The organism is Hyphomicrobium sp. GJ21, from assembly GCF_001006785.1.
GTDB lineage: Bacteria > Pseudomonadota > Alphaproteobacteria > Rhizobiales > Hyphomicrobiaceae > Hyphomicrobium_B.
Genome location: NZ_CDHO01000003.1, coordinates 1 through 25,424, shown reverse-complemented (window position 1 = coordinate 25,424; position 25,424 = coordinate 1). Strand labels below are relative to the sequence as shown.

General features: G+C 62.7%; 25 protein-coding genes. 14 read left to right on the top strand and 11 right to left on the bottom strand.

The window, feature by feature from the left end:
- Positions 1–3 precede the first annotated feature (3 nt).
- The gene (gene metC, locus HYPGJ_RS08360) at positions 4–1,188 is read right to left on the bottom strand and encodes a cystathionine beta-lyase (RefSeq protein WP_046846836.1); all 1,185 of its coding nucleotides are present in this window, start codon (positions 1,186–1,188) and stop codon (positions 4–6) included.
- A 199-nt stretch (positions 1,189–1,387) separates the two neighbouring features.
- Between metC and HYPGJ_RS08355 the strand changes: the two genes are divergently transcribed.
- Together HYPGJ_RS08355 and HYPGJ_RS08350 are read left to right on the top strand one after the other, a co-directional pair.
- Positions 1,388–2,422 carry an amino acid ABC transporter substrate-binding protein gene (locus HYPGJ_RS08355; RefSeq protein ID WP_052750846.1) on the top strand — a complete coding sequence of 345 codons (1,035 nt, stop codon included), beginning with the start codon at positions 1,388–1,390 and terminating at the stop codon, positions 2,420–2,422.
- Positions 2,423–2,476: 54 nt separating this feature from the next.
- Positions 2,477–3,010 (top strand): hypothetical protein, encoded by a 534-nt coding sequence (locus HYPGJ_RS08350; RefSeq protein WP_046846835.1) that lies wholly within the window; start codon positions 2,477–2,479, stop codon positions 3,008–3,010.
- Here the strand turns inward: HYPGJ_RS08350 and HYPGJ_RS08345 are convergent.
- Positions 2,997–4,025 carry a hypothetical protein gene (locus HYPGJ_RS08345; protein WP_244466052.1) on the bottom strand — a complete coding sequence of 343 codons (1,029 nt, stop codon included), beginning with the start codon at positions 4,023–4,025 and terminating at the stop codon, positions 2,997–2,999. The genes HYPGJ_RS08350 and HYPGJ_RS08345 overlap by 14 nt on opposite strands.
- A gap of 104 nt (positions 4,026–4,129) precedes the next feature.
- Entirely contained in the window at positions 4,130–6,046 is a 1,917-nt protein-coding gene (locus HYPGJ_RS08340; protein ID WP_046846834.1) for a VWA domain-containing protein, read from the bottom strand.
- 92 nt (positions 6,047–6,138) lie between these two features.
- Here HYPGJ_RS08340 and HYPGJ_RS08335 point away from each other — a divergent pair, with 92 nt between their 5' ends.
- Positions 6,139–6,714 carry a nitroreductase gene (locus HYPGJ_RS08335; protein WP_013215116.1) on the top strand — a complete coding sequence of 192 codons (576 nt, stop codon included), beginning with the start codon at positions 6,139–6,141 and terminating at the stop codon, positions 6,712–6,714.
- 269 nt (positions 6,715–6,983) lie between these two features.
- On the opposite strand, the gene HYPGJ_RS08330 is transcribed toward HYPGJ_RS08335, so the two are convergent.
- Entirely contained in the window at positions 6,984–7,766 is a 783-nt protein-coding gene (locus tag HYPGJ_RS08330; RefSeq protein WP_046846833.1) for an NAD kinase, read from the bottom strand.
- Between the two features lie 75 nt (positions 7,767–7,841).
- Here HYPGJ_RS08330 and cutA point away from each other — a divergent pair, with 75 nt between their 5' ends.
- Positions 7,842–8,195, top strand: coding sequence for a divalent-cation tolerance protein CutA (gene cutA / locus HYPGJ_RS08325; protein WP_244466051.1), 354 nt, complete (start codon positions 7,842–7,844; stop codon positions 8,193–8,195).
- A 25-nt stretch (positions 8,196–8,220) separates the two neighbouring features.
- On the opposite strand, the gene HYPGJ_RS08320 is transcribed toward cutA, so the two are convergent.
- A complete protein-coding gene (locus HYPGJ_RS08320) occupies positions 8,221–9,336 on the bottom strand; it encodes a hypothetical protein (RefSeq protein WP_046848234.1) in 1,116 nt (371 codons plus the stop codon).
- Between the two features lie 812 nt (positions 9,337–10,148).
- On the opposite strand from HYPGJ_RS08320, the gene HYPGJ_RS08315 reads away from it, so the two are divergent.
- A complete protein-coding gene (locus tag HYPGJ_RS08315; protein WP_046846831.1) occupies positions 10,149–11,477 on the top strand; it encodes a hypothetical protein in 1,329 nt (442 codons plus the stop codon).
- 147 nt (positions 11,478–11,624) lie between these two features.
- On the opposite strand, the gene HYPGJ_RS08310 is transcribed toward HYPGJ_RS08315, so the two are convergent.
- A complete protein-coding gene (locus tag HYPGJ_RS08310; RefSeq protein WP_046846830.1) occupies positions 11,625–13,793 on the bottom strand; it encodes a S9 family peptidase in 2,169 nt (722 codons plus the stop codon).
- Positions 13,794–14,133: 340 nt separating this feature from the next.
- Here HYPGJ_RS08310 and HYPGJ_RS08305 point away from each other — a divergent pair, with 340 nt between their 5' ends.
- From HYPGJ_RS08305 to HYPGJ_RS08290, 3 genes are all read left to right on the top strand, one after another.
- Entirely contained in the window at positions 14,134–14,535 is a 402-nt protein-coding gene (locus HYPGJ_RS08305) for a MucR family transcriptional regulator (protein WP_046846829.1), read from the top strand.
- 587 nt (positions 14,536–15,122) lie between these two features.
- Positions 15,123–15,524: a helix-turn-helix domain-containing protein gene (locus HYPGJ_RS08295; protein WP_013215123.1), complete on the top strand. Its 402-nt coding sequence runs from the start codon at positions 15,123–15,125 to the stop codon at positions 15,522–15,524.
- A gap of 40 nt (positions 15,525–15,564) precedes the next feature.
- Positions 15,565–16,137 carry a DUF6456 domain-containing protein gene (locus HYPGJ_RS08290; RefSeq protein WP_046846827.1) on the top strand — a complete coding sequence of 191 codons (573 nt, stop codon included), beginning with the start codon at positions 15,565–15,567 and terminating at the stop codon, positions 16,135–16,137.
- Here the strand turns inward: HYPGJ_RS08290 and HYPGJ_RS08285 are convergent, their stop codons facing one another.
- Both HYPGJ_RS08285 and HYPGJ_RS08280 read right to left on the bottom strand, forming a co-directional pair.
- Positions 16,138–16,566, bottom strand: coding sequence for a SufE family protein (locus tag HYPGJ_RS08285; protein ID WP_046846826.1), 429 nt, complete (start codon positions 16,564–16,566; stop codon positions 16,138–16,140).
- 82 nt (positions 16,567–16,648) lie between these two features.
- Positions 16,649–17,026 (bottom strand): DUF5330 domain-containing protein, encoded by a 378-nt coding sequence (locus HYPGJ_RS08280; protein WP_013215126.1) that lies wholly within the window; start codon positions 17,024–17,026, stop codon positions 16,649–16,651.
- 246 nt (positions 17,027–17,272) lie between these two features.
- Here HYPGJ_RS08280 and HYPGJ_RS08275 point away from each other — a divergent pair, with 246 nt between their 5' ends.
- From HYPGJ_RS08275 to HYPGJ_RS08265, 3 genes are all read left to right on the top strand, one after another.
- Complete coding sequence (locus HYPGJ_RS08275; protein WP_046846825.1) at positions 17,273–18,001, top strand: peptidoglycan-binding domain-containing protein; 729 nt, start codon at positions 17,273–17,275, stop codon at positions 17,999–18,001.
- Between the two features lie 33 nt (positions 18,002–18,034).
- Positions 18,035–18,379: a DUF1491 family protein gene (locus HYPGJ_RS08270; RefSeq protein ID WP_046846824.1), complete on the top strand. Its 345-nt coding sequence runs from the start codon at positions 18,035–18,037 to the stop codon at positions 18,377–18,379.
- Positions 18,380–18,586: 207 nt separating this feature from the next.
- Positions 18,587–18,781, top strand: coding sequence for a hypothetical protein (locus tag HYPGJ_RS08265; RefSeq protein WP_046846823.1), 195 nt, complete (start codon positions 18,587–18,589; stop codon positions 18,779–18,781).
- Between the two features lie 18 nt (positions 18,782–18,799).
- Here HYPGJ_RS08265 and HYPGJ_RS08260 read toward each other — a convergent pair whose 3' ends face one another.
- Genes HYPGJ_RS08260 through HYPGJ_RS08250 form a run of 3 tightly spaced genes read right to left on the bottom strand, consistent with a single transcriptional unit; the run spans position 18,800 to position 22,302 of the window.
- Entirely contained in the window at positions 18,800–19,357 is a 558-nt protein-coding gene (locus HYPGJ_RS08260; RefSeq protein WP_013215130.1) for a hypothetical protein, read from the bottom strand.
- Positions 19,354–20,010 carry a DUF1214 domain-containing protein gene (locus tag HYPGJ_RS08255; protein ID WP_046846822.1) on the bottom strand — a complete coding sequence of 219 codons (657 nt, stop codon included), beginning with the start codon at positions 20,008–20,010 and terminating at the stop codon, positions 19,354–19,356. The genes HYPGJ_RS08260 and HYPGJ_RS08255 overlap by 4 nt, the downstream gene beginning before the upstream one ends.
- 12 nt (positions 20,011–20,022) lie before the next feature.
- Positions 20,023–22,302: a PBP1A family penicillin-binding protein gene (locus HYPGJ_RS08250; protein ID WP_046846821.1), complete on the bottom strand. Its 2,280-nt coding sequence runs from the start codon at positions 22,300–22,302 to the stop codon at positions 20,023–20,025.
- Positions 22,303–22,505: 203 nt separating this feature from the next.
- Between HYPGJ_RS08250 and HYPGJ_RS08245 the strand changes: the two genes are divergently transcribed.
- The 3 genes from HYPGJ_RS08245 to HYPGJ_RS08235 all read left to right on the top strand — a co-directional run bounded on the left by HYPGJ_RS08245 (position 22,506) and on the right by HYPGJ_RS08235 (position 25,119).
- Positions 22,506–23,048 (top strand): YcgN family cysteine cluster protein, encoded by a 543-nt coding sequence (locus HYPGJ_RS08245; protein ID WP_046848233.1) that lies wholly within the window; start codon positions 22,506–22,508, stop codon positions 23,046–23,048.
- Positions 23,049–23,282: 234 nt separating this feature from the next.
- On the top strand, positions 23,283–23,699 hold the full coding sequence (locus HYPGJ_RS19195) for a hypothetical protein (protein ID WP_046846820.1): 417 nt from the start codon (positions 23,283–23,285) through the stop codon (positions 23,697–23,699).
- Positions 23,617–25,119, top strand: a complete 1,503-nt coding sequence (locus HYPGJ_RS08235) for a terminase family protein (protein ID WP_052750845.1) — start codon at positions 23,617–23,619, stop codon at positions 25,117–25,119. The genes HYPGJ_RS19195 and HYPGJ_RS08235 overlap by 83 nt, the downstream gene beginning before the upstream one ends.
- The last annotated feature ends 305 nt before the right edge of the window (positions 25,120–25,424 follow it).

Genomic DNA, 25,424 nt, shown 5'->3' with positions numbered 1-25,424 from the left:
GGGTTACGCGGTATTGAGCCGCTCGAAACCGGCGTCGAGATCGCGCAGCAAATCTTCGACGGCTTCGAGGCCGATGTGGAAGCGCAGTGCCGGGCCGGGGCCGATCCACTTCGTCGCCGTGCGGTAGCTCGTCGGGTCGAACGGGATGACGAGGCTTTCGTAGCCGCCCCACGAGTAGCCCATTCCGAACAGTTTCAATCCATCGAGAAATGCCGCCAGCGCGGTTTCGGAAACGGGCTTCAGGACGGCGCCGAACAATCCGCTCGCGCCGGTGTAGTCGCGCTTCCAGAGCGCATGTCCGGGATCGCTCGGCAAAGCCGGATAGAGAACGCGGTCGACCTCGGGGCGCGCGGCCAGCCACTCGGCAACGGCGAGCGCCGATTTCTGATGTTGTTGGAGACGGACGGAGAGCGTCCGAAGCCCGCGCAGGCCGAGGTACGTTTCTTCCGAGCCCGGGCACGTTCCGAGCGCTTCCTTGGCATGATCGAGCAAGCGCGCCGCGCGGGCATTGGCAGTGACCGCTCCGAGCATCGCGTCGGCATGACCGACGATGTACTTCGTCGCCGCCTGGATCGAGACGTCGGCTCCGAGCGCCAGCGGTTTGCAGAAGAGCGGCGTCGCCCAGGTGTTGTCGGCCAGCACCCAGATGTCGCGCGCGTGCGCCGCGTTCGCGATGGCGGGAATGTCCTGCATCTCGAACGTCTGCGAACCTGGGCTCTCGACGAGCACCAGGCGCGTATTCGGACGAAAGAGTTTCGCGATGTCCGCGCCGAGGTGCGGATCGTAATACGTCGTCTCGACGCCGAGCCGCTTCAGCATCCGGTCCGCGAACGCACGTCCGGGCTGATAAGCGCTGTCGGTGATAAGGATATGATCGCCGGCCGTCACGAATGCGAGCAGAGCCGTCGATACCGCGCCGAGACCCGATGACGTCAGGATCGTTGCCGCGCCGCCTTCGAGGTCGGTGATTGCGTCTTCGAGCGCGCGCGTCGTCGGCGTCGCCCGGCGGCCGTAGGTGTAGGGCTGCTTTCGCGAGTTGATGGCGTCGAGCGTTTTGTAGAGAACCGTCGAACCGCGATAAACCGGCGGGTTGACGAAGCCATGCTGTTCAAAGGGTTCGCGACCGAGGTGAACGACCTTTGTTTCCGGACGCGTCGCAGGCTTTGAATGATCGTCCTTATCCGTCATTTCTTCGCGTCTCCGGCCGCAGGATCGGACCTCGTGGCGCAAGTTTCGTGCGCGGTCAAGGCCTTGACCGCTAAGCTCTGGCGCGGGATGTGTGTGGCCCCTGCGATCGCGACGATTAACGTACCATGACGGGCCACCGTGCCCATCGCCGGGCAACAAGCAATCGAATGCCCGGTAAAGGGTTCGCTGGAAAGTGCATATGAAAATTGCAATGAGGTGTGCGGCGCTGATCCTGGCCATCGGATCGATGGCTGGTGGATTGTGCGGCCCGGCTTGGAGCGAAGCCAGCCTCATTGATACCATTCGCAAGCGCGGGCACGTCGTCTGCGGCGTCAGCGAACGTGCTCCCGGTTTCAGCGAAATCAGCGGCAGTGGGACCTGGAAAGGTCTGGATGTTGAATTCTGTTCAGCGCTCGCTGCCGCAGTTTTAGGCAACAAGGACTCCGTCAAGTTTCTGAGCTTGATGCCGAGCGATAAATTCAACGCGCTCCGGGACAATGAAATCGACGTGCTGATGGGGGCGACGTCGTGGACACTCACGCGCGATACCGAACTCGGCGCGCGCTTCGTGGGGGCCCTCTACTACGATGGGCAAGGTTTCATCGTGCCGCGCAACCATTCGATTTCAAGCGTGCTCGAGCTTTCCGGAGCGTCGATCTGCGTGCTGCCGGGATCAACGGATGCCAACGCGGTCGCGGACTATTTCGGCGCCAGGAGAATGCGCTACCAGCTGATCACATCGGATCGTTGGGATGAACTGGTCAAGACGTACTCCAGCGGCGGCTGCACGGTTCTTACCGGCGATCTTTCATTGCTCGCTTATGAGCGCAGCCGGCTGATCAACGGCGCTGATCAAATGCTGCTTCCGGAGTATATCAGCAAGGAACCGCTGGGACCTGCCGTGAAAGTCGGACGCGATTCCTGGTTTGCGGTCGTGCGCTGGACGTACATGGCGCTCGTTGCCGCCGAGGAACTCGGCATCAACAGCAGCAACGTCGAGATGATGAAAGTTTCGCCATCGCACGACGTTCGCCGTTTCCTGGGGCTCGAGGCGGACATCGGTGCGCCGCTCGGGCTGGCGCGCGATTGGGCCTATCAGGTCGTCCGGCAGGTCGGCAATTACGCCGAAATTTTCGATCGCACGCTCGGGCAGGGCTCGGCGCTGAAACTAGATCGCGGGTTGAACAACCTTTGGACTAAGGGCGGGCTGATGTATTCCGCGCCGATGCGCTAACAGGCGAACGGCTTGGTCACGGGAATTCCCGGTTCACGTTGAAAGAGCAGTGTAGTGACCATCCAGAGGATAATCGAAACGCTGCCGGGCGAAGCGATTTTTGCGATTCCGTTAGCCGTCCTGCTGACGCTGGTGCTTCTGTTATTGCGGCGCATAGCGATCAAACGGGCTAAGGGGCGTCGCGATACCGCCGCGCACGCCTATGCGATGCCGGTCGACGACGTAGGCGCGATTGCAACTCGGATCGAGGCAGCGAAGGCGGGGAACAACAACGTGGCGGTCGCAGATCTCTACCTTGCACAGGCGCTTGCCTATCAGAAGCTCGGTGATGAGAAAGCGCGCATGACGGCGCTGACGGCTGCTGCGGGATATGCCGCGCTTCATGGTCCGGAGTCGACGCACGCCATCGCGCGGATGCATCTGGCCGACGCCGCGCGCAGCACCGGCGACCTGACGAGCGCCTGCGAGCACTGGCATCTGGCGCGCGAGGCGTTTCAGGCCAGCGGCCATTCGGAAGAGCATGCCCGCGTCGAAAAGCTGATGCGCGAAAACGGCTGCCCGACCGACTGGGTGCTTACGGAGTTTTGAAATCGAACGATGGCTTGCCGACGCTGTCGAGGCTGTCGCCGTTTGTCGGAGCGATATCGGTCGCACCGGCCGAGCGCGCGCCGAGGGCCGACGCCGCCATCAGCACTTCGACGTTTTTCACTTCGCCGTCCGCAATCTCGAAACGGTTCTTGTAGAGATGGCCGCCCGATGATGCCGTGACGATGTATTTTCCGGGCGCCAGCACGTGCGTCGGTAGAGCGCCGACGCTTTCTTTCACCATTTCGCCGTCGTCGGTCTGGATCGTCCAGCGCGTGTCGGGCATCGCTTCGCCGCCGGAACGCGTGACGAGCTTGAACGTCGCCTTGCCGCCGGTGTGCGTGACGTTCGCTTCGGTCAGCTTGCCCGCTTCGACGGTCACGTCGGCTTCGATCTTCGCGTTGGCGTCGCCGTACTGCGAGACGATGCGGTAGATGCCGGAATTGAGCCGGATGATGAGATTGGGCTTAGCGCCGCTGATAACGACGGAGCGGCTGTCGAACTGGTCGTGATCGTCGGCATAAATCGAATACGTCACGGCTCCGGGAGCCGCAGGCGCGCCCGCGACGGTCGCTCCGAGGCGCAGACCGCCGGCGTTCAGAACGAAAGCTTCATATGGCGGGCCGTCGGTTTTAACGGCGATCTTGCGCGTCAGGTTCGCCCGGCCGAAGGCTGCATTGACGGTGTAGTCGCCGGGCTGAAGTTTCACGAGCGGCGTCGCCTCGTGCGATTCCAGTACGAGCTTCGCTTTGCCGGTGGGGCCGGTACTTTGAAAAATTCTCCAGACGAGGCCTTCGTCGATCTGCTGTCCGTCGCCGGTGAGCAGCGCGACGAGCCTGAGCGACGGCAATCCGGTTTTTCCCGCGCGTTCGATGACCGTCGTGTTCGGTGATTTCGGTGCGGATTTGTGCGGCGGGATATGCAGATTGAGCGGGCCGCTCGGCGGTCCGTCGGGGATAGGATCGAGCGCGAGCGACGGCTGCGGAGCGGCGAGCAGGACGGCTGCGGCGAGCGCCAAGATTGCAGACCTCGTTCGGGCTGCGGCGCGCATCAGCATGCTCGATGGTGATGCCGTTTTACGGGCACCGCCGCTGCGGAGGTTCGATTGCTTCGAAGCCTGCATCATCCTCGGCCGATCTCAACTTCTTTCGTTTCGCCGGCGCGAACATCGAAGTCGGTTTCACGGCGTGTGCTTTGCGATTCAACCCGGACTTTGTAGCGGCCGGGCGCGAGCAGCGTTTTCGCCTCGCGGCCCGTCTTACGCCATACCGGGGTGCCGCTCGAGTCCATCACTTCCCAGTAGACGTCGCTGGTCGCGATTTCCGCGGGTGGCCGAAAGCTGACCATCCCGCCCTCGATCCTGAGCGTCGCTTCGACGGGCTTGCCGCCTTCGAGCGTGATGTCCTGCGACGTCGATAGCGGATACGCGGCAAGCGTGGCGCTCACTTTATAGCGCCCGGGTGGCAAGGAGAAGGCTGCCTCCGGCCCGACGGCGCGGGCGATGCGCGCCTTGTCGCCATCGGCCTTGTCGATGCGGTAGACGATGCCTTGCGCTGCCGTCGCGGGCGATCCTGCGACGACGGTCGAAAGCTTCAGCGGTGCGAGTGCGAGCGTCAGCGTTTGCTTCACGGTCTCGCCGGCGCCGATGGCAATGCGCTGGCGCACGTCGGCGGCGCCGGATCGCGCGCTGGCGTAATACGTTCCAGATGGCAGAACGAAGCTCGCTTCGCTGGCGTGCGAGCGGGCAACTTCGCGCCGCCCATTCGGGCTTTCGGGATCGTCCTCGTAAATCGTGTAGATGAGATCATCGGGGGCGACGCCATTCGCGCCCGTCGTGGCGGAGAGTTCGACGCGGCCGGTGCCGAGCGTCACGTTTTCCGTTTTGACGTCGCCTGCGCTGAGCGACACCGCGCGGCTCGCATGTGCGACGCCATCAGCAATGGTCACGGTGTAGTCGGCGGGCGGCAGATAGAGATCGATCACGCCGTTGCGTGCGAGCCCTACGGGTTTGTCTCCGGCTGCGACCGTCATCGTCGCGGTCTCAGATGGCGCGCTGCCTTTGGCGGCGATGGCGTTGACCTTGAGGTGCGCGGCGTCAATCGGAATGATGATGCTTTCCGCGCCGCCGTCCGTGACGGTGATCTGCCGCCGCGCGACGATGGACCCAAGCTCGACTTCGATATCGTAGCTGCCGGCCGCGAGCTTGGCGCTGATGTCGGGACCGGTCGAGCGCCCGGCGATATCCTTTTCGCCGGCCTTGAAGATGCTCCAGCGCATCGGCACGGTGAGGAGCGGGCTGCCTTCGGCAAGGTTTGCCGACGCGCGCAGCGTCGCGCCTGCGGGCGGTGGCGGAGCAGCCGGCTCATTGGGTTTCGCGGCCACGGCCGGCGCGCCGGGAGCAAGGATCGCGAGTTTCGTCGCTTCATCGAGCGCCGCGTTCAGTCCAGCGGAGTCGGTGACATCGTAGTAACGCCCGCCGGTCGCCTGGGCGACGCAGGCGATGCGCGGCCGCTCCGTCGCGGGCACGCCGATGCCGATGACCTGAACGGCGACGCCGGGCGCTGACTTCGCGAAATCGTTCGCGGCGGCGCAGCTGTCCCGCTGACAGTTGTCGGCGCCGTCGCCGACGATGATGATCTGCGCCGGTCGCGACGTTCCGATCGCGTCGGCCGCAATCTCCAAAGCTGCGGTGACGGGGCCGGGGCCTCGTGGGTTCAATTTCGCGAGGGGGCCGAGAAGCGCGGCGCGTTCGCTGTCGGGCGAGGCGATCAGCTCGACGTCGTTGCAATCGCCGCGGCGGCGGTGGCCGAACGATACGAGCCCGACGCGCGTCGATGACGGCGTCTGCAGAATTGTCGCGAGCTTTTCGCGCACGACGTCGATCTTCGGCTTGTTGTCAGGTGCGAGGCGGCCCCACATCGATCCCGATCCGTCGACGATCAGCATCGCCGTCGGTGCATCGTCGGCGCGCGCGCCAGAGAGCGCGGCAGCGCTCGCGGCTGTCACCACTGCGGCGAATTGCAGAATCCTTAGGCGCATCGTCCCCTCACGCCGATTTCGTCCTGATTCCAATTGTAACAGGCGGCGGCCTGCGATAGCGAGACGGCAACCAGAACGAGACGGAATAAGACATGAATACCCCGATTTTTGAATTTCTTGCGGCAAGACGTTCAGTGAAGCCGGATCGTCTCGCGGCACCCGGACCGACGCCTGAACAATTGCGGCAGATTCTGACGGTCGGGGCGCGCGTTCCGGACCATAAAAAGCTGGCACCATGGCGGTTTATCGTTTTCGAAGGCGACGCGCGAAAAAGTGTTGGGGAAGTTTTCGCCAAGGCCTGCCAAGCCGAGGAAAGTCAGCCGCCTTCGCACGTCCGGCTCGACATGGAGCGCGAGCGATTCCTGCGTGCGCCTCTGGTCGTGGCGGTCGTCTCGTCGCTGAAGCCGCGGCCCGGCGCGCCGGAATGGGAGCAGATCCTGTCCGCGGCGGCTGTCTGCTACAACACGTGTCTCGCCGCGAACGCGCTGGGCTTCGGAACGACGTGGCTGACGGAGTGGATCGCCTACAGCAAAACGGTGCGCGAGGCGCTTGGTCTCAAGGAGTCGGAGCGGATCGCCGGGTTCCTCTATATTGGGCAGCCAATGGAGAAGCCGGAAGAGCGCGAGCGGCCGGTCATCGAAAACCTGATCACCGAGTGGACGGCATAGTCGCGTCGGCTTTTGGCCCGTCGATCTGGAAATCTTAACCGGTTGTTAACGGGATCGGCGGCATTCTAACGAAATGCGTGCTCCGGGCATCATCCGTTGCGGCGGGATCAGCACCGCTCCGCCAGCGGCAGAGATGCCGAGAGCATACTCACCAAATCATGGCCTTCTCCGCCCTCGGGTTCTCCCGTCCGGCCGAGGAGGCCAGTCGGTTTTCGGGGTAGCATTGCGCTTTGCGGCCGGCTCCGCGAAGCGGAGTCGCAAAGCGCTAATCAATAGCTGAATTGTTCCGCCAGCAGGCGTTCTTCGAGGCCGTGGTTGCGGTCGAACATCATGTAGAGTTCGATGGCGCGCGCCTGTTCGATCTCGACCTTCACGACATCGCGGGTTTCGAAATGGTCGGCGGCGGCGCTGACCGGGCGCTTCTGCGCTTCCAGCACCGATATCGTGATGTGCGCCTTGTTTGAGACGAGCGCGCCGCGCCAGCGCCGGGGGCGGAACGGACTGATCGGCGTCACGGCGAGGAGCGCGGCCTTGATCGGCAATATCGGTCCGTGCACCGAAAGATTGTAGGCGGTGGAGCCGGCGGGCGTCGCGACGAGGATGCCGTCGCAGATCAGCTCTTCGAGGCGGACCTTGCCGTCGATGGCGACTTTCAGCTTGGCGGCCTGATAGCGCTGCCGAAACAGCGAGACCTCGTTGATCGCGAGGCTCTTCTGGGCCTTGCCGGTGCTGTCGGTCGAGATCATCGACAGCGGATGGATGCGGCTGATCTCGGCGGCTGCGAGACGTTCCCGAAGATCGTCCTCGCTGTAGTCGTTCATCAGGAAGCCTACGGAGCCGCGATTCATCCCGTAGGTCGGGATCTTGTCATTGATAAACCGGTGCAACGTCTGCAACATCAGGCCGTCGCCGCCGAGGGCGACGATGACATCGGCGTCCGCCGGATCGGTCTTGCCGTAGCGTTTGATCAGCGCTTCGCGGGCCTCGATCGCCTCTGGCACGTCGCTCGCGACGAAGGCGATGCGTTCGAACTTGTTTTTCTCTTTGGACATGAATGGCTTTGCGGCTGATGCGGGCCTATGGCGGCAGGGAGGCTCGCTCAAGTGCCGGAAAACGACAAGCCCCTAGTGGCTGATAAAGGAGCAGGTGTTGCCGCGCCAGCGGCAGCCGTGGTCATGATTTATGCGACGTACCCGGATCGTGATGCGGCGCTTTCTGCCGGCCGGATCATGGTGGAGCAGGGGATCGCGGGCTGCGTCAATGTGCTTCCAGGCATGACGTCGGTCTATGTCTGGAAGGGCGTGACGGAGACGTCGAACGAGGCCGTGCTGATCGCCAAGCTCGGAGCAGAAGGCGCGGAGCGCGCCGTCGCTCACATTCTGGCGCATCATCCCTACGAAACCCCGGCGGTGCTGGTGCTGCCCGTTTCCGGCGGCAGCGCCAATTACCTCAACTGGGTGCGCGACGGGACGAAGCTCTGATCGTCAGCCGCTTGCTCGCTCTCCGTCAGTAGATGCCACCGAGCACTTGCGCCACATTATAGCGGATCGTTCCGGGCCTTGGATCGCCACGCCGCGAGCGGCCGCCATAAGCGGAGCGGCGAGGACGGTCGTCTCGCCATTCGCGCGTGTGGCGTGCACGGCGGGATTTCGCCGGCTTCGCGACGGGCGCGTACTCGGCCGCCGCCGCGTCATCGGACGAGAGGGCTGCAAGCTTATCGGGGTTCGCTGCGGGATCGGCGCCGTTCGCGGTCTCGGCCACCATGCGATCGTCGTCGTGTTCGATGACGACCTTTTGAGCGAGGGGCAACGCGGGAGCAGGCCGCAGCCCGGCGCTGGGGCCGCCGACGGACATCATGCCGGGTGGCGGTGCGGCGCGTGCGGTGGTGTCTGCAACGATCGAGCGACCGTCACGATCGAGCCAGGGCAGTTGTTCGGCCTTGGTCGCGGCGATCCGACCGGAGCCAGCAGGCGCGCGAGTTTCGGATGCGTAGCGCGTCTCGAGCCGCTTCGACCGTTTCGAAGCTTGCGTCATGACCGCGTTCGGCACACAGCGTCCCGTATAGTCCATCGCCTGCCCCGCCGGGCAGCCGGATGCGCAGGAAATCTCCCGGCGGTTCTCGACGAGGCTCAGGAGAATGTAGTCCGGCGATTTGATCGGCAGCGTCGCGTTGGCTCGATCCATGAAGGCCGACATCGCGCGTTTGGTCGACGGATTCCAGAGGCCGTTGATTTCGCCCCAATAGCATCCAGCGCGCTTCAGCGCTTTCTGCAGATCGCGCGCAAGCTCGTAGCGTGTGCGTGCGTCGGCCGGTTTCGCGGATCTGAGCACGGCGCTGGGCGACGGCTCAGAGATTACGGTCGCGGCCCACGTCGTGGTTTGCGGCTGGCGCTCTGGCACGGGCTGCCCGTTTGCGAGTACGGCCTCGCGGTAGGTCGCGGAGACCGGAGAAAAGGTGCGTGTGACGGCGTCGCCAGGGCGGCGAGCATGATAGGGCACGACCGAGACGTGTGAGACTTCGGCGGGAGCGGCAACCTCGTCCGATGCCGGCGGCAATGTCAGATAGCCGCCCAACGCTACGACGCCTGAGAGCAACAACAGCCATCCACCGAACTGCTGCATGGCGAAACTCCACTCAACTCCGCGACGCGCAGAAGCAAGATCGACATCGCGATTTGCGAGTTCGAGCCTCGTCCTTTCAGCGGCTACGGGTTGCCTCGAACATGCCAGCTGAAGGGTCTGCGGTCGCGCGGCCGCATACATCCGCGCCGCCTCCGAGCATGCACCAAAGCGCGCACGGTTGTAAGAGGTAACTCGTGTCGCGTGCGTGTAACATGATCGACACAGAGGCGCGGATTTGCTCGTCTCGCCGCAAATGCGCCGATCGCCTGCGCGGCTAGACTGTTCGTATGACAAAGCTGGGACAAGCGGTGCAAAACCTCTTGAAAACCGCTCTGTTATCAACTGCGCCTGGCTCTTGTGCACAGAGGCGCGCGAGGTTCAAAACTCAGCACGCAGCGAAACCTAGAATTCTGATTCTCCTGTCAAAACGATTCACAACCCAGGTCGACTCAGCTACGGCTGGGGGCGAGGGGAGTTTAATTCGCGTTTACGTTTTCCAGCCTCGCGTCGACCTTGAGGAAAAGTCATCCACCGGATTCGAGCGGCGAACCGGTATGGCATCTTCAACTCGGCGGAGATTGGTAGCTCTTGGCTCGCGTGGTTGCGCAGTATCCCAGTTGCTCGTCTGCCACTGTCATGGGGATGACAGTGGAGCTCACAGTCGGTCAAACAGGATATCGTCCGCAGCCGTGCCGGTTGTGCGTTCCGGAGCATTGGTCGCCGCCTCCCTCCTCAGGTGCGCAGCCACAAGCCGAAATGGCCGGTCTGTATCGCGTCACGTAAACCGGCCCTCACAGGAGAGGGCACACGAAATGAGACACGTTTTAGGCGTGTTGGGGGTTCTAGCAGCCGGCGTTCTATTAGCCGTGTCGGCCGCGATGAACTGGCGTTTTGGCTTCAGTCTCGGACGGTCCGAGCTGGACGGCCAGATTTATGGCGCAGCATCCGCTGCGGCCGACTGTTTAAAAGCACTGATACCATTCTTCTTCTTCGCCGCTGTTCGAAATCGAATCTGGTCGCAGGCGGCTGCGTCGGCGCTGGTGTGGACGGTCGTGACGACCTATTCCATGACCTCGGCGCTCGGACACGCAGCGTTGAACCGCTTCGACTCGACCGGGCAACGCGCGCAGGAAGCTCAGTCGTATCAGGATCTGAGAACCGAGCTGAAGCGTGCCGAAGAGCAAGCTGGCTGGATTCCTCAGCATCGGCCCTATGAGGCGGTGCAGAGCGAGATCGACGGTCTCAAGATGCAGAGAGCTTGGAAGTGGACGAACGGCTGCAAGGACGTCAATTCGAAGACGGAGCGCGGCTTCTGTCAGAAGCTGACCGGTCTTGACGCTGAGCTTGCTTCGGCAAGCGCTGCGAAGACCGCCGACGTTCGCATCTCCGAGCTCCGATCCAAGATCGATGCGGCCGCAGGCAAGCCTGCGCTGTCGGAAGCCGATCCGCAAGCCAAGGTTCTGACTGAGCTTGCCTCGGCCTTCTTCCCGAGCGTCAAGATCGAGAATGTGCAGATGGCCCTGACGTTGTTCGTGGCGCTGCTGCTCGAAATCGGTTCTGGATTCGGCATGTACGTCGCATTCAGTCAGTGGCGGCTCTATGACCGTCAGTCTGCCGCGCCGAAACTGGCGAAGGCAGAGGAAATCACCGCTGCGGCAGCGGTGGCGGCTCCGGTGCTTACACCGATCGCCGTTGAGACAAGCAAGCCGCGTTCCGGCGCCAACGACAATCGCTCGATCGAGATTCCTCTCGAACGCGAAGTTGTCCAGGTGCCAGCAATCGAAGCTCGCCCCGCAGAAGTGCATCAGGTCGAGCAGAAGGTTGTCGAAGCGAGAGTCGCAGCTCCGGTTGCTCGTCTCGCCCCTGAAAATAACACCGAACGTTTCTACAAGGAGAATGTCGAGGTCCGTGACGGATCAAGTGTAACGGCTACTGAACTTTACGAGGACTATTGCTCTTGGTGTGACTCCAAGAACAAGGAACCCGCAGCACTTCCGAGCTTCGCGCGTGAATTCGCCGAGCTTGGCGTGAAAAAGGAGAAGGTGGCCGGTCGAGTCCGGTATATTGGTATCGCACTCAAATCCGACATGGCACTCGAGGAGGCTACGAAATCGCCTACCTTCGGCACGGTCGCAGCCTAGCGCTGCTCCTTTGAAACGAGAGGCCCGCTTCGGCGGGCCTTTTTGTTTTTTGGGGGTTGTTACGACGAAAATTCAGACGATGTTGATGGCCGCTTTCGCGGCCATCATTTTTTTGGGCGTGACGAAGCACGATGGCGTCGTGCTCCGCTATTCCGCCAGGTCCGCGACCTTCAGTGCGAACGCGAAATTCAGGGCGGTGTCTTTGAGGCCGTCGAAGCGGCCGGAAGCACCGCCGTGTCCTGCGCCCATGTTGGTCTTCAGCAGCACAAGATTATCGCTGGTGTTTCGCGCACGGAGTTTCGCGATCCACTTCGCGGGCTCCCAATAGGTGACGCGCGGATCGGTGAGGCCGGCCAAAGCCAGGATGTGCGGATAGCGTTTTGCTTGGACGTTGTCGTAGGGCGAATAGCTTCGGATGTAGTCGAAGTCGTCCTTGCTCGTCAGCGGGTTTCCCCATTCCGGCCATTCCGGCGGAGTCAGCGGCAGATCCTTGTCGAGCATCGTGTTCAACACATCGACGAACGGCACGTCGGCGATGACGCCGAGAAAGAGATCCGGCGCCATGTTGGCGATCGCGCCCATCAGCATGCCGCCCGCCGAACCGCCGTTCGCGACGATGCGTCCGCGCCGAGTGAGGCCCTGCGCAACGAGATACTCGCCGGCTGCGATGAAGTCTGTGAAGGTGTTTTTCTTCTTCTTCATCTTGCCGTCGGTGTACCAGCGGAAGCCTTTGTCCTTGCCGCCGCGGATGTGCGCGATCGCGTAGATGAAGCCGCGGTCGACGAGCGACAGCCGCGCGGTCGAGAACGATGCAGGCATCGAGATGCCGTAAGCGCCGTACCCATAGAGAAACAGCGGCGCCGAGCCATCGAGCGGTGTCGTCTTCTTGTAGAGCAGCGTGACAGGAACGAGCGCGCCGTCCTCGGCGGGCGCGAGCAGCCGTCGCGTCACGTAGTCGGCCGGGTTGTGGCCGCTCGGGACTTCCTGGCGCTTGCGCAGAACGCGTTCGCGGGTCGCCATGTCGTAGTCGTAGGTTTCGGCGGGCGTCGTCAGCGATGAGTACGTGAAGCGAATGCGGCTCGTGTCGAACTCGTAGCCCGATGCGAGGCCCAACGCGTAAGCTTCTTCCTCGAAGGCGATCGTGTGCTCATTGGAGAGATCGAGAACGTCGCGATCGACGACGATGCCGGTGGTGATCGGCGTGATGACGACGCGCGGCAGGCTGTTCTCGCGTTCGAGGCGCGTCATGAAATTCTCATAGACGCCGACGTCGAGGATGAGGCGGCCGGGTTTGTGCGGAACGATCTCGCGCCAGTTCGCCTCGTCGGTCGCGTGGACCGGCGTTACGACGATGCGGAAATCCTCCGCGTCGGCGGAATTGGTGGTGATGACCAGCAGCGACCAGTGATGCTCGACGCTGTACTGATGGCCGACGCGGCGGGCCGCGACGAGGCGGGGCGGATCTTCCGGGCTGTCGGCGTCGATCAGATGAACTTCGCTCGTTTCGTGATCGTGAATGTCGATCAGGATGAACTTGCCCGATTGGGTCGCGGACAGGCCGACGAAGAATCCCGAGTCCTGTTCGGCATAGACGAGCTTGTCGTCGGATACGGGCGTTCCGAGCTTGTGGCTGTAAACGAACAGCGGGCGCTGATGATCGTCGACCTTGATATAGAACAGGGTTGAGCCGTCGCGCGACCATTCCAGGCTGCCGCGCGTGTCGGGAATTTCGTCAGCGAGATCCTTGCCGGTCGCGAGGTCGCGGATGCGGACCGTGTAAAGCTCCGAGCCCTTATCGTCGGTCGAGTAGGCGAGCAGGCGGTGGTCTTCGGAATGGGTCGTGCCGCCGAGGTCCCAATACTTCTTGCCTGAGGCTTCGGCGTTGCCGTCGAGAAGCACCTCGGCATCGTCGGTAGAGCCGCCGCGCGGGATACGGCACAGCTCGGGATATTGGCCGCCTTTCACGAAGCGCGGAAAGTATTCGTACGGACCATCCGGCTGCGGCACTTGGCGATCGTCTTCCTTGAGCCGCGCCTTCATCTCGAGGAACAGCGTTTCCTGCAGCGCTTTCGTATCGACGAGCTTCACGTCGGTGTAGGCGTTCTCGGCTTCGAGATAGGCGCGGATGTCGGCTGCGAGCGTCTCCGGCTTGCGCATGACCTCCTGCCAGTTCGCGGCGCGGAGCCAGGCGTAATCGTCCGTGAGCGTGATGCCGTGATGGATCGCCGTCACAGGTTCGCGGCGCGCCAAGGGTGGGCAGACCTGTTCGTTCGCAGGAACCTGATCGGGAGAAGCGGAGGCGATCGGCGCGGTCATGGTTTGGGGAGGCCTTTCATTGGGAAGCGCATGGCGTTGCATGGTTTCTTTACGCGTAAAGCGCCCGCGTCAACGCGCGAGCCTCAATTTGAAGCAACGTCACAATGGAGTTCAGATGGCGCCAAGAATTAGTGATGCTGTGAAGTGTTGAGGAGCCGCAATTGACAATGAACATTAGCTGTAGTCAAAGCTTTCACAAGTGAAGACAAGTTCTATTCGGGGCAAGTTCAGACATCGGCAAAATATGGCTAAGACGTCGTCAAAGCGATCTGCGTCGAAGCTTGCCATCTGTTAGGCGCACCTCTGAACTCGGCTAGAAACAGTAGCGGAAAACATAACGATGGACAGTCCGTCCCAGCCTGAGCTTGTGACCATCACGGCGACCATCGTCGCCGCCTATGTCAGCAATAACTCTATCTCATCAACGGATCTGCCGGGTCTGATCGCTGAGACGCATGCCGCGCTGAGCCGTGCCGCCGGGCGTAGCGCGCCGGTGGAGCGCGAGGAGGCCAAGCCCAAAATCGCGGTCAAGAAATCCGTGATGCCGGACTATCTCATCTGCCTCGAGGACGGAAAGAAGTTCAAATCGCTGAAGCGGCACCTCAGGACGCATTACAATCTTTCGCCTGAGGAATATCGCGAGAAGTGGGGCCTGCCGCCGGACTATCCGATGGTCGCTCCGAACTATGCCAACGCCCGCTCGCAGCTTGCCAAGAAGATGGGCCTCGGAACGCGGCGCTGATTTTCTTCGCGCCGCATCATTTTACTTTTGCGGCGGTCGTCGCGGTTGGTGAACACGATACGGAAGCGCCGCAAGTGCGGCGCGTTCCATTTTCAGAATCCGGTTGAGCGATGCGTGGCGTTCAAGGTCGTAGGCGGGATGCCCTGCGCGACCGTTCCGCCGCTCTCTGCGCAAGGCGCGTTCGAGCGCCACGATAAGTCTCTCGCGACCCTCAACGCTTCGATCATCGCGCTCGCGCGGCCACAGCGGCAATGCGCGCTGCAGATCGTCCGCGCATCTGGCCTTCGAATTGAAGCGGCAGCCCGTTGAGCTTTTCGTCCGCGTAGTGATGTTCCGTATCGAGACGTTATCTGGCATGGCGCCACACAGTGCTGCACTGCACGGGCGCGGGGATAAGTTCCTGGGATCTGTTTTTTGAGTAAGGTGAACGGGTGCGCGAACAAAAAACTTATCCCCGCTACTCCTGCCGGTTCTATCTTCTGCTCGTCGCTTCTGCGTCGAACTGGAGAGCGATCTTGACCGGCCCCACTGCAACGAAGCGCATCCCGCGTTGAGAAGCCGATCTAAGCACATGAGAAGAAGAACACATGCTTGAAGTCTCTCGCAGCCTCGCGTTGAAAACGCGTCCGCGCGGCCCGGCGTTTTCCGATGCTTTGGAAGAGCAGCACTATCGTCAGGCGCGCCTCGCGCTCGATCTCGCCATGTCGAGCGTATTCGGCGTCGAGAGCGGCGCGCTTTGGCACGGCACGCGCGGTGCCAAAGGCATCGCGTCCGCACGCCAGATTGCGATGTATCTTGCGCACGTGTCGTGCGGGATGACTTTGACGGACGTCGGCACGATGTTCGGCAGGGACCGCACGACGGTTTCCTATGGCTGCCTGAAGGTCGAATACCGGCGTGACGATCCGATCCTGGACCGGACGCTCGACCTTCTCGGCTGGGCATTGCCGACGCTCGTCATGCGCGCCGAAAAACGGCGTCCGCACTGACGCGACTTTCTTAAGCAGCAAATCCCCACGAGGTAAGACGATGGCGATGAGACGAAGCTCCGCGGCTTCGGCAGCGAGAGCTGCTGACCATCAAACGCCCGAGCGCGATCTTAAAGAGAGCCCGCTGGCGTGGCTCGCGCGACGCAAGGACAAGGACGGGAGGCCGATGCTGTCGGATGAGGAATTCGATGCCGGAGAGCGTCTCCGCGCCGATTTCTGGTTCGCTCAGATGACGCCGCGTGTCACGGCCAACTGGTCTCTGCTGCTCGGTGGCGGCGGCGGCAGTGGTGGTGCGCCGGACCTCGGCCCGGATATGCGCGATTCCGTCATCGCAGCGCGCGAGCGGGTGCGGCGCGCGCTGGCGAGCGTCGGGCCGGATCTGGCCGGCGTTCTGATCGACGTCTGCTGTCATCTGAAAGGACTCGAAGCCAGCGAGAAGGCGAGCGGATGGCCGCAACGCTCCGGCAAGATCATTTTGCAGATCGCGTTGCGTCAGCTGGCCCGTCACTATGGTTTGCTGCGCGCGCCTGAGCCGTCCGGCGCGAGACCCGTCAAGGTCCGGCACTGGGGCGCGAGCGATTATCGTCCGGCGATCGAGCAGGATAGCGCGTGATCAGGCAGCCAGCATCATCTCGGCGTCGGAGTGGATGCGCTTCACCATCGAGGCGAGGCCGTTCGAACGCTGCTGGGTCAGATGCTCACTCAATCCGAGTTCGCCGAAGATGTGTTGCGCGTCTGTGGCAACGATCTCTTCCAGGGTCTTGTCCTGGTAAATAGCGAACAACACGGCGATCAGTCCCTGGACGATCATGGCATCGCTCGTGCCTTGCATGTCCATGCCGCTTGCCCTGCCGGAACTCGCGTTCGCGACCGGCTTTGTCGCAAGCCAGACCTGACTGGCGCAGCCGCGAACCTTGTTCGCTTCGGTCCGCAGGTCTTCGGGGAGCGGCGGAAGCGCCCGGCCGAGTTCGATCACGTACCGGTAACGGTCCTCCCAATCGTCGAGGAGCGCGAAATCGGCGCGGATGTCGTCAATCGTCATCGGAAATTCCAAGCAGCCCGCTTATCGGGCATTACCTGAAAATAGGTGGCCGAACCCCGCCGCGGCAAGGCTCGATTTGAGCCTAGATGCTGCCCTTGCTTGACTTTTTGCCGCGCCACGCCGGTTCTTTGTCGAGCGGAGTGAGCGTTCCCATCTCGCGCTCGAGCACGGCCGGCTTATACGGCCGATCGTCATGATCGGCCGCAGCCGTCTCACTTGCCCCACCTTGCCTATCGCGCATCATGTCGTAGGCAAGTTTGGCTCCGAACTGGGCCTTCGCAACGAATACCGACCAATATTCCGAACCCTTCGCGCACGTTCCCGCGTTGCGATCGCAGAACGTGACGACCCATTGCGCGGTGGCGCCGGCGCGCTCGTACAAGCGCTGCTGCTGCTCGTGATCCGATGGCAGCACGGCAACCCCGATGGCAACGATTATGGCGGTACGCAACAAGCCCATGGTCGACCTTCGCAGAGTTGAGCGGGAAAGACGTGAGGCTCCCGCAGCATTCTCATACCAAAGCCAATTCAAGACGACGCTAGCGTGTGCACTACAATTCGATCAGTCTTCGATGCGAATTTGAGGCAAATTTTGATAAAATGCTTTGCATCTCTTTTGGGCCTCGTTCCGACAGTTAAGAAGACCTTAACGGCTGGCCGGCATAGTCTTGCGATACCGCGCAGGGGCGAACGGAGCCGTTGAGACATGATCGGGTGGGATCGCAAAATCGCAATCGGCGCTTCCGTGCTGATGACGCTCAGCGTCGCCGTCAACATGGCTGCGTTCCAGGGCAAGGGACCGGGAGCAAGTCAGGCCAGCGCGATCGAGACCGGAGGGCTGCCGGCGCGTGGCGGATGGGTGGAAGGTCCGGGACTCGGAATGGGGCCGACATCGCCACCGTCGGCTGCGCCGCCGTTGCCGGGGCCGACCGATCCTCCGACGGGTCCGCTGAAGGACGACGCCAACACGGCGGAAGTCACGCGCGGCATTCAGCGCGAACTCGATGCGCGCGGGTATGATGTCGGGCAGCCGGACGGCGTCGCGGGGCTCGTCACGCGCGCCGCGATCTTCGCTTACGAATACGACAACGGGCTGGTGCTGACCGGCAAACCGAGCGAGCCGCTGCTGAGCCAGATCGTGCTCGGCTCGTCGTCGCTCGAACAGAACAGCGCGCGGCCGGGCAAAACGATCTCGCCCGATGGCGAGGCGCTGGTGCGCGACGTCAAGCTGAAGCTTGCCGCGCTCGGCTATCAGACGGGTGCCGCTGGGGGAGCGCTGACGCCGGAACTCGGGCGCGCGATCCGCGAATTCGAGACCGAGCAGAAGCTCAAGGCTAGCGGCCGTATCTCAGGCCCGATGATGAGCCGGCTGATCCGTCTTCAGGGTCAAGCGAAGTTGCGCCAGGGTGCGTCGTCGCGCTCCGCCTCGCGCTAGGCGCTGCGCCGGTCTTGCTGATAACTTGAGAGCATGCGGCTTAAATCAGAAATCTGGGTCAAGGCGTATTTGCGCCGGTGCACCGTCAACGGCGCCAGCGGCGTGGTCGTGCGCCACGGCGATGACGATGCGGGTGCGATCTTCATCAAGATCGTGCGTCAGGATCTGATGGCGGCCGTCTATGCGCCGGCTCCGGCCGGACTTGACGATGCCGATCACGACCGGCGCTGGGTGTCGCGCTTCGATCGTGGTTTCGTTCCGGAGGCGGAGGCTGAAACGCTGCTGAACCGCGAGACGAGTTTCGACAGCGATCTCTGGATCGTCGAAATCGAGGATCGCGAGGGGCGCAATTTTCTCGGCGATGAATTGCTGCCATAGCGGAGGCTGCTTCCGCGCGCGACGCTGGAAGATTTACACTCCGTTAATGCCCCCGCGCCTGTAATCGATGCATGCGCTGATTCGAGCGGCCGCAACGCATCTTCGCCGCAACCGTTTTTGTACGGTGTCATAACGGGGTGGTTGACGAGCCTCATGACGGGCGGAGCCGCATGCACGAAGGGAGCTTCGTGTTTTGGGGGGCCACGCATGGCGACAATCGTGGAATTCAGGAGCACTTCGCGACGAACCGAGTCTTTGCCGGTGAACTCCGGGCCGGTCAACGCCGGCGGTTCGGCCGACATCGTTTTCTTTCCGGGTGTCAGGTATGAACGGCCCGAACCTGCGGTCGAAAAGCCGAAGAAGAGCAAGCCTGGTCGCGATACGCTCGAAATCGATAGCTGACGCGCCGGGCAGCGAGCATTAAGTGCGCCGGACGGAGCACGAGGCTTTTTCGAGCACGGATTGCGTTTCGGTGCGATAGGGATCGCCCCGGTCGGGTGCGCGCACGACGATGAAGCCTTTCGGCGCGGCGATGGTCTGATCTGTGTCGCCGGTCTGCGGAGCTTCGCTCGATAGGCCCAGGAAACGATCATCGGCCGGAATGATCGAGAGATTGATCGTCGTCTCGCGCTCGGAGGAGGCGGCGGCGAAATAGAGGTTCGTCCCGTCAGGCGCATAGACGCCGACGGTCCATCCGAGGTCGGGCAGCAACGCGTGCACGCGCATTGCGCGATCCGCGGTATCGAACGGGCAGAACGCGTATCGCGCGTCCGGCGACAGATACGGCAGCAGCGCCTGTTGCGTGTCGACCGGCCCGACGATCGTCATCGTGTTGTGCGGCAGAACATTCGCGAGGCGGGCGTAAGCCGTGCCGCGCTGATCGTTGACGGCGAGGAACGTCGCAACGATGTGGACGATCACCGCGACCAGAACGAAGATCACCAAAAGCCGCCAGTCGATGCGCTTGAACAGGTTCATGAGCAGCTCTCCCGCGTGATGACGGGAAGCCGCTTGTTGCGTTCAGCGCGCTGCTCGTCGGAGAGGCCGTTCGCCGGATCGAGCACGGTGAACACGAGAACGAGACGCCCTGCGCCGCCGGTCGGTATCCAGTTGCCGGGACGCGCGTCGCGGCCGAGCGTCACGACATACGATCCGTTCGGGTTCGGTGCGATCGTATCGGCGGTGAACGTATAGCGATCCGCGTCGTTGCGGATCAGGCGGCCACGAGCATCGAAGACCGCGAGGCTCCACCAAAGTCCGGGCAAGCTCGCGCCCTCGATTTTGTAGTTGCAGGAAGAGTGCAGGCGCGCGCCTTGCGAGTCCGTCCGTGCTTCGAAGATGCCGGCGCTATCGGCGGAGATCCTGAGCTTGCCGGTCGATGCGAGATGCGCCTTCGAATACGGGTCGGCGTTTTCGCGGCCGAGGTCGCGCCAGTGTTGCCAGGGACCGTAGGAATCAACGGAAAGCGGAGAGCCGCGCGAGATCATGTAGCGGCTCGACCAGACGCCGACGCCGGTTGCGAGCGCGACGGCCGCGATCAGACTGACGGCGCGGAAGATGATCGCCGCAACGGTGCGCACAAGCGCCAGCGCCGATGGCCGCTCATAGGATTTGAGTTCGAGCGACGCCACGCCCTGATCCTCCTACTGTGCGCGCTGGGCGCCGGATGCGCCCGGCTCGCCGGAAGGCGAACCGAACAGCGGCGCGCGCCGGTCGGCACGTTCGGGAGTCTTGGGGTCCTTCGGATCTTGCGGTGCATTGGACGGCGATGGCGTCGCGGGATCGCCAGGGCCGCCTTCTGCCTTGCGCAGCGCCGTCGTCAGCGACTTCAATACGGCGCGGGTTTTTTCCGACATGATGGTTTCGGGCTTGCCGGCTTCGTCCTTCGTCGCGGGTTCAAGTCCGGCCGCGACCTGCGCGGCCTTGATCGCCGCCAATCGCTGCTGCTCCTCGATCTGACGCGGATGCGGTTGCAGGCCTGGAATGGTCGGGATGTTCATGTCGGTGTGCGCCACCGTCATGAGATCATGCCAGACGGGCGCCGCCTGATGGCCGCCGGTGACGCCCATGCGCATCGCGTGATTGTCGTCGTTGCCGATCCACACGCCCGCAACGTACTTGCCGGTGAAGCCCATGAACCATGCGTCCTTGGGTCCGGTCGAGGTGCCGGTCTTGCCCGCGACGTTGGTGAAATCGAGATTGGCCATGCCGCCGGTGCCTTCGTTGACGACGCGATAGAGCATCGTGTTCATGCCTTCGGCTACCTGCCGCGAGACAATCTGCTCGGCCGGCGGCTCATCGCGTTCGCGCGAATAGAGGAGGTCGCCTTTCGACGTCGTGATGTCGAGAATGCCGAACGGTTTGGCGCGCTTGCCGCCGTTGGCGAAGGTCGCGAAACCTCCAGTGTGTTCGAGCACCGTGATGCCGCCGTCTCCGAGCGCCATCGAGCACGTTTTCTTCACGCCTTCGATGCCGAGACGCTTGGTCATCTCGATGACTTTCTCGCGCCCGACCGCGAAGGAGAGTTCCGTTGCGACCGTGTTCAATGACTTCGCCAGCGCCTGCCAGAGCGGAAGCCTGCCGCCCGAGCCGCCGCCGCCGCCGTAGTTCGACGGCGACCAGTTTCCGCATGAGCGCGAGGCGTCGCGCACCATCGTGTCGGGCTTGTAGCCGTTCTCCAATGCTGCCGCGTAGACGTAGACCTTGAACGATGAGCCGGGCTGACGCTTGGCGCGCGTCGCGCGGTTGAACTGGCTTTCGCCGTAGTCGGGGCCGCCGACGATGGCGCGCACCTTGCCGTCGGTTTCCATCACGACGATGGCGCCGGAATTGAAATGATCGGAGCGGCCGTTGCGTTTCAGTGTGGCGTTGAGCGCTTCTTCCGCCTGACGCTGCAGCGTGAGATCAACGGTTGTGCGCGCCGTCAGAACATACTGGTCCTTGCCTTCGGCCAGCCGCTGCACTTCTTCATACGCCCAATCGAGGAACCAGTCGGGGCTCGTCGACGTGCGGTTCTCGGCGACGCGTGCCGGGCTCATGCGCGCGGCATGAACCTGTCCTGCCGTGTAGTATCCGGCTTCGACGAGGTTATCGAGCACCTGATTGGTGCGGGCGCGCGAAGCCGCGAGATCGACGAGCGGCGAATATTTCGACGGAGCTTTGAACAATCCGGCGAGCATGGCCGCTTCCGCCATCGTGATGTCGCGCACCGACTTGCCGAAATAATACTGCGACGCGGCTTCGACGCCGAACGTGCCGCCGCCCATGTAGGCGCGATCGAAATAGAGTTTCAGGATCTGCCGCTTCGTGTACCGGCTCTCGAGCAGGAAGGCGAGGAACAGCTCCTTGATTTTTCGCTGCAGCGAGCGTTCGGAAGACAGGAACAGGTTCTTGGCGAGCTGCTGCGTCAGCGTCGAGCCGCCCTGCACGACCTCGTTCGCCTGCACGTTCGTCAGCAGGGCGCGCATCGTGCCGAGCACGTCGATGCCGTAGTGCTCGAAGAAGCGGCGGTCTTCCGTCGACAGCGTCGCCTTGATGAGGACGTCGGGAATCTGATCGAGCGGCACCGCGTCGTTGTGCAGGATGCCGCGCTTGCCGATCTCGTTGCCGTTGACGTCGAGGAAGGTGACCGCGAACTTGCCGGTCAGGAACTTGCTTTCGTCGAATTCCTGGAACGCTGGCAGCGCCAGGCCGTAGAGCACGACCAGTCCGCCGAACAACATCGTCAGGCCTTCGGAGGCGAATTCATTCAGCAGGCGCCGCCAGCCGACGAGCTGGAAGCGAGCGAAGTAGCTCGAGCCGGCGTTCCAGTAATCCTTGATGCGAGACCAAGCCTCGCCAAGCGTCGAGTTGAGTTTCGAATCAAGGGCAAGCCAGTTGATGAAACGGTCGCGTCCGCCCTGTCTGAAGAACCAGTCGTTCAAGACCCGTCACCCCTTGCCACGTCGACCCGACGGCAGACTTGCCTTGCGGGGCACGTGGGATTAAGCCCCTTCAGCACCAAAACACGTGACGCATTGCAAGCACTATTGCGGCGCCTCCCTGCTGGATGCACCGCAAACCTTCAGCGACGGACGTTAGGCGTCGCAAGGCGACCAAATTGTGGTCAATTCGGCGGCGCTGGCAAGTGAAAGAGAGACTGACGTTGGACGGCGACAGCCAACCGTTCTGGAAGACCAAAACGCTTGAACAGCTGTCGCCCGAGGAGTGGGAATCGCTCTGCGACGGCTGCGGCCGTTGCTGCCTGGTCAAGCTCGAGGACGAAGACACGAGTGAGGTCTACACCACGAAGCTCGCCTGCAGCATGCTGAACGTGCGGACCTGCCAGTGCAAGGATTATGCGAATCGCTTCAGCAAGATGCCGGATTGTCTGCAGATCGACGTCAAACGGGCGCGCGAGCTGAAATGGCTGCCGCCGACGTGCGGCTATCGCATTGTCGACGAAGGGCGCGATCTGCCGTGGTGGCATCCGCTGATTTCCGGGTCGTCCGAGACGGTGCATCAGGCGGGCATCGCAGTCAGCTCGTTCGCGATGAGCGAGAAGCGCGTCAAGGAAGAGAACTACTGGCGCTACATCATCCCGGATTTGGGGGCTGAGGAGCAGCAGGCCGCGCCGGAACAACCTCGCCAACGTAAGGAACGCGCGGCTTCGTCTGGTCGATCACGCTGACGCGGAGAAACTTATCCTCGCTTGCCGGAGCTGATTTATACTTGGACGGTTTGACTTCCGGATTGCTATAATTTCAAATATTTTCAACGTGTTATGTTGTTTTCTCAATTGACAGCGCGACGCTTCTCGGGCATCATCTCTGTATAACGCGGAAAGTGTGAGACGACGATCTCACCGAAATCCCGGCCGTTGCGCCGAACGCGTTTCCCGAAATTCTGAAAAGGTGAGCAGCCCATGGCAGCGGCATCGAGCGCGCGGCGAACGACGACGCGTGTCCGCTCGAAGAAAATTGCCCCGCGCGCTGCGGCCGGCTCCCCGAAGGGGAGTCGCAGCGCGCCAGCAAAGAAGTCAAAACCGGGCGCCCTCGTGCAGCGTGTCTACAACACGATCGATGGCGAACTCGAAAAACTCGAAAAGCAGAAGGGGCTCACGTCGCAGGATCGCGAGCGTGCGTCCCGGGCTCTGTCGCAGATGGTCAATGCATTGGAGAAAGCCGTTGAGATGCAACGCGAGATGACGAAGCGAAAGGCAACGGGAGGCGACGCCAAGAGCAAGGAGGCGCTGGCTCATGCGGAAGACTTACGCCGCGAAATTGCGGAACGTCTTGAACGCCTCAATCGCAAACGGACGTCTCAGCGACATTCTGAATGAGCTTTCGGCCGCCGAGCTGGAGTTCATCGCGCATGATTGGGAATTGTGGGCGCGGGACGAACAATTGAGTCCTTTGTTGTCGCTCGGCGACTCCCCTGCGGGGAGCCGGACGCCGAGCGCGCTCGATGTTGCGCGAGATTCGTCCAACAACGCCGCGCCTTGCGGCCGGCTCCGCGAAGCGGAGTCGCAAGGCGCAATCAAACAATGGCGCGTGTGGATGCTGCTTGGCGGACGCGGGTCCGGCAAGACTCGCGCGGGTGCAGAGTGGATCAGAGGGCTGGCCTGCGGCGAAGATCCAGGGCCGCGCTCGGCGGCCGGCTCGCGGAACGGGAGTCGCCGAGCGCCAACAAAAGAATCCCCGCGTATCGCGCTGGTGGGAAAAACATTGGCCGACGTGCGCAACGTGATGATCGAAGGGCAATCGGGTTTGCTCGCGGTTCATCCGGCGCGCGAGCGGCCCGTGTTCGAGCCGTCGAAGCGGCGGCTCACATGGCCGAACGGCGCGGTGGCGGAATTGTTCTCGGCGGACGAAGCAGAAGCTCTGCGCGGTCCGCAATTCACCGCCGCCTGGTGCGATGAGCTTGCGAAGTGGCGGAACGCGGAGAAGGCGTGGGACATGCTGCAGTTTGCGCTTCGTCTCGGAGATGCGCCGCGCGCCTGCGTGACGACGACGCCGCGCGCAACGAAGCTTTTGAAATCGATTATCGCGGACGAAGCGACTGTGACCGTCAATCTCGCGACGGCGGACAACGCGTTGAACCTCGCGCCGACGTTTCTCGCGGAGATGACGCGGCGTTACGCGGGCTCGGCGATCGGGCGGCAGGAATTGCTCGGCGAAATCGTCGAGGATGCGAGCGACGGCCTGTGGCGGCGGCATTGGATCGAGGAGGCGCGCGTCGATGCGGTGCCCGAGATGCAACGCGTCGTCGTGGCTGTCGATCCGCCGGTTACGGCGACGGCCGCGTCGGATGCGTGCGGAATTGTCGTTGCGGGATTGGGTGTCGACAAGCGCGCCTACGTTCTCGCCGATCGAACCGTACAGGGACGAACGCCTGAAATCTGGGCGCGTGCGGCGCTTTCCGCGTTCGACGATTACGAAGCCGACCGCATGGTCGCTGAAGTCAATCAAGGCGGAGATCTCGTCGTCTCCGTGCTGCAGCAGTTTCGACAGAATTTCCCCGTCGTCAAAGTCAGAGCGACGCGGGGAAAATGGGTTAGGGCCGAGCCGGTCGCGGCGCTCTACGCGGAAGGCCGCGTGGCGCACGTCGGCCGGCTCGACGCGCTCGAGGATCAGATGTGTGCGTTTGGGTCCGACGGCACGGTCAAGGGCCGCAGCCCCGATCGCGCCGACGCGCTTGTCTGGGCGATTACGGATTTGCTGTTGAGTGATGCGCTGAAACCGACAGTGAGGATGTTGTGATGCTTTCCTGTTGGTGCCCGGCAATGTTTTTTGTGGTGCCCGGCGACTCCGCTTCGCGGAGCCGACCGCAGGGCACGGCCTTGTTGCATGAGGGGCGGCGGTAAGCACCGCTCGCGATGCTGCCCCTAACCCTCTCCCATTGAAGGAATGGGGGGAGGGGATGCGTGTCGAGACTTCGGAGTTGAACTCCATTTTCACGCTCGACGTGCGCGAGGCGGGGAGCTGTTCCCCTCCACCTTGCGGGGAGGGTGGCGCGTAAGCGCCGGGTGGGGGAGCGGCGAACTCCGGTAGACCCCCACCCCCGA

Excerpts from the sequence above, each read along its gene's own strand:
- metC (WP_046846836.1), bottom strand. The coding sequence starts at position 1,188 with ATGACGGATAAGGACGATCATTCAAAGCCTGCGACGCGTCCGGAAACA.
- HYPGJ_RS08355 (WP_052750846.1), top strand. The coding sequence starts at position 1,388 with ATGAAAATTGCAATGAGGTGTGCGGCGCTGATCCTGGCCATCGGATCG.
- HYPGJ_RS08340 (WP_046846834.1), bottom strand. The coding sequence starts at position 6,046 with ATGCGCCTAAGGATTCTGCAATTCGCCGCAGTGGTGACAGCCGCGAGC.
- HYPGJ_RS08335 (WP_013215116.1), top strand. The coding sequence starts at position 6,139 with ATGAATACCCCGATTTTTGAATTTCTTGCGGCAAGACGTTCAGTGAAG.
- HYPGJ_RS08330 (WP_046846833.1), bottom strand. The coding sequence starts at position 7,766 with ATGTCCAAAGAGAAAAACAAGTTCGAACGCATCGCCTTCGTCGCGAGC.
- HYPGJ_RS08320 (WP_046848234.1), bottom strand. The coding sequence starts at position 9,336 with ATGCAGCAGTTCGGTGGATGGCTGTTGTTGCTCTCAGGCGTCGTAGCG.
- HYPGJ_RS08315 (WP_046846831.1), top strand. The coding sequence starts at position 10,149 with ATGAGACACGTTTTAGGCGTGTTGGGGGTTCTAGCAGCCGGCGTTCTA.
- HYPGJ_RS08310 (WP_046846830.1), bottom strand. The coding sequence starts at position 13,793 with ATGACCGCGCCGATCGCCTCCGCTTCTCCCGATCAGGTTCCTGCGAAC.
- HYPGJ_RS08305 (WP_046846829.1), top strand. The coding sequence starts at position 14,134 with ATGGACAGTCCGTCCCAGCCTGAGCTTGTGACCATCACGGCGACCATC.
- HYPGJ_RS08295 (WP_013215123.1), top strand. The coding sequence starts at position 15,123 with ATGCTTGAAGTCTCTCGCAGCCTCGCGTTGAAAACGCGTCCGCGCGGC.
- HYPGJ_RS08290 (WP_046846827.1), top strand. The coding sequence starts at position 15,565 with ATGGCGATGAGACGAAGCTCCGCGGCTTCGGCAGCGAGAGCTGCTGAC.
- HYPGJ_RS08285 (WP_046846826.1), bottom strand. The coding sequence starts at position 16,566 with ATGACGATTGACGACATCCGCGCCGATTTCGCGCTCCTCGACGATTGG.
- HYPGJ_RS08280 (WP_013215126.1), bottom strand. The coding sequence starts at position 17,026 with ATGGGCTTGTTGCGTACCGCCATAATCGTTGCCATCGGGGTTGCCGTG.
- HYPGJ_RS08275 (WP_046846825.1), top strand. The coding sequence starts at position 17,273 with ATGATCGGGTGGGATCGCAAAATCGCAATCGGCGCTTCCGTGCTGATG.
- HYPGJ_RS08270 (WP_046846824.1), top strand. The coding sequence starts at position 18,035 with ATGCGGCTTAAATCAGAAATCTGGGTCAAGGCGTATTTGCGCCGGTGC.
- HYPGJ_RS08265 (WP_046846823.1), top strand. The coding sequence starts at position 18,587 with ATGGCGACAATCGTGGAATTCAGGAGCACTTCGCGACGAACCGAGTCT.
- HYPGJ_RS08260 (WP_013215130.1), bottom strand. The coding sequence starts at position 19,357 with ATGAACCTGTTCAAGCGCATCGACTGGCGGCTTTTGGTGATCTTCGTT.
- HYPGJ_RS19195 (WP_046846820.1), top strand. The coding sequence starts at position 23,283 with ATGGCAGCGGCATCGAGCGCGCGGCGAACGACGACGCGTGTCCGCTCG.
- HYPGJ_RS08235 (WP_052750845.1), top strand. The coding sequence starts at position 23,617 with ATGCGGAAGACTTACGCCGCGAAATTGCGGAACGTCTTGAACGCCTCA.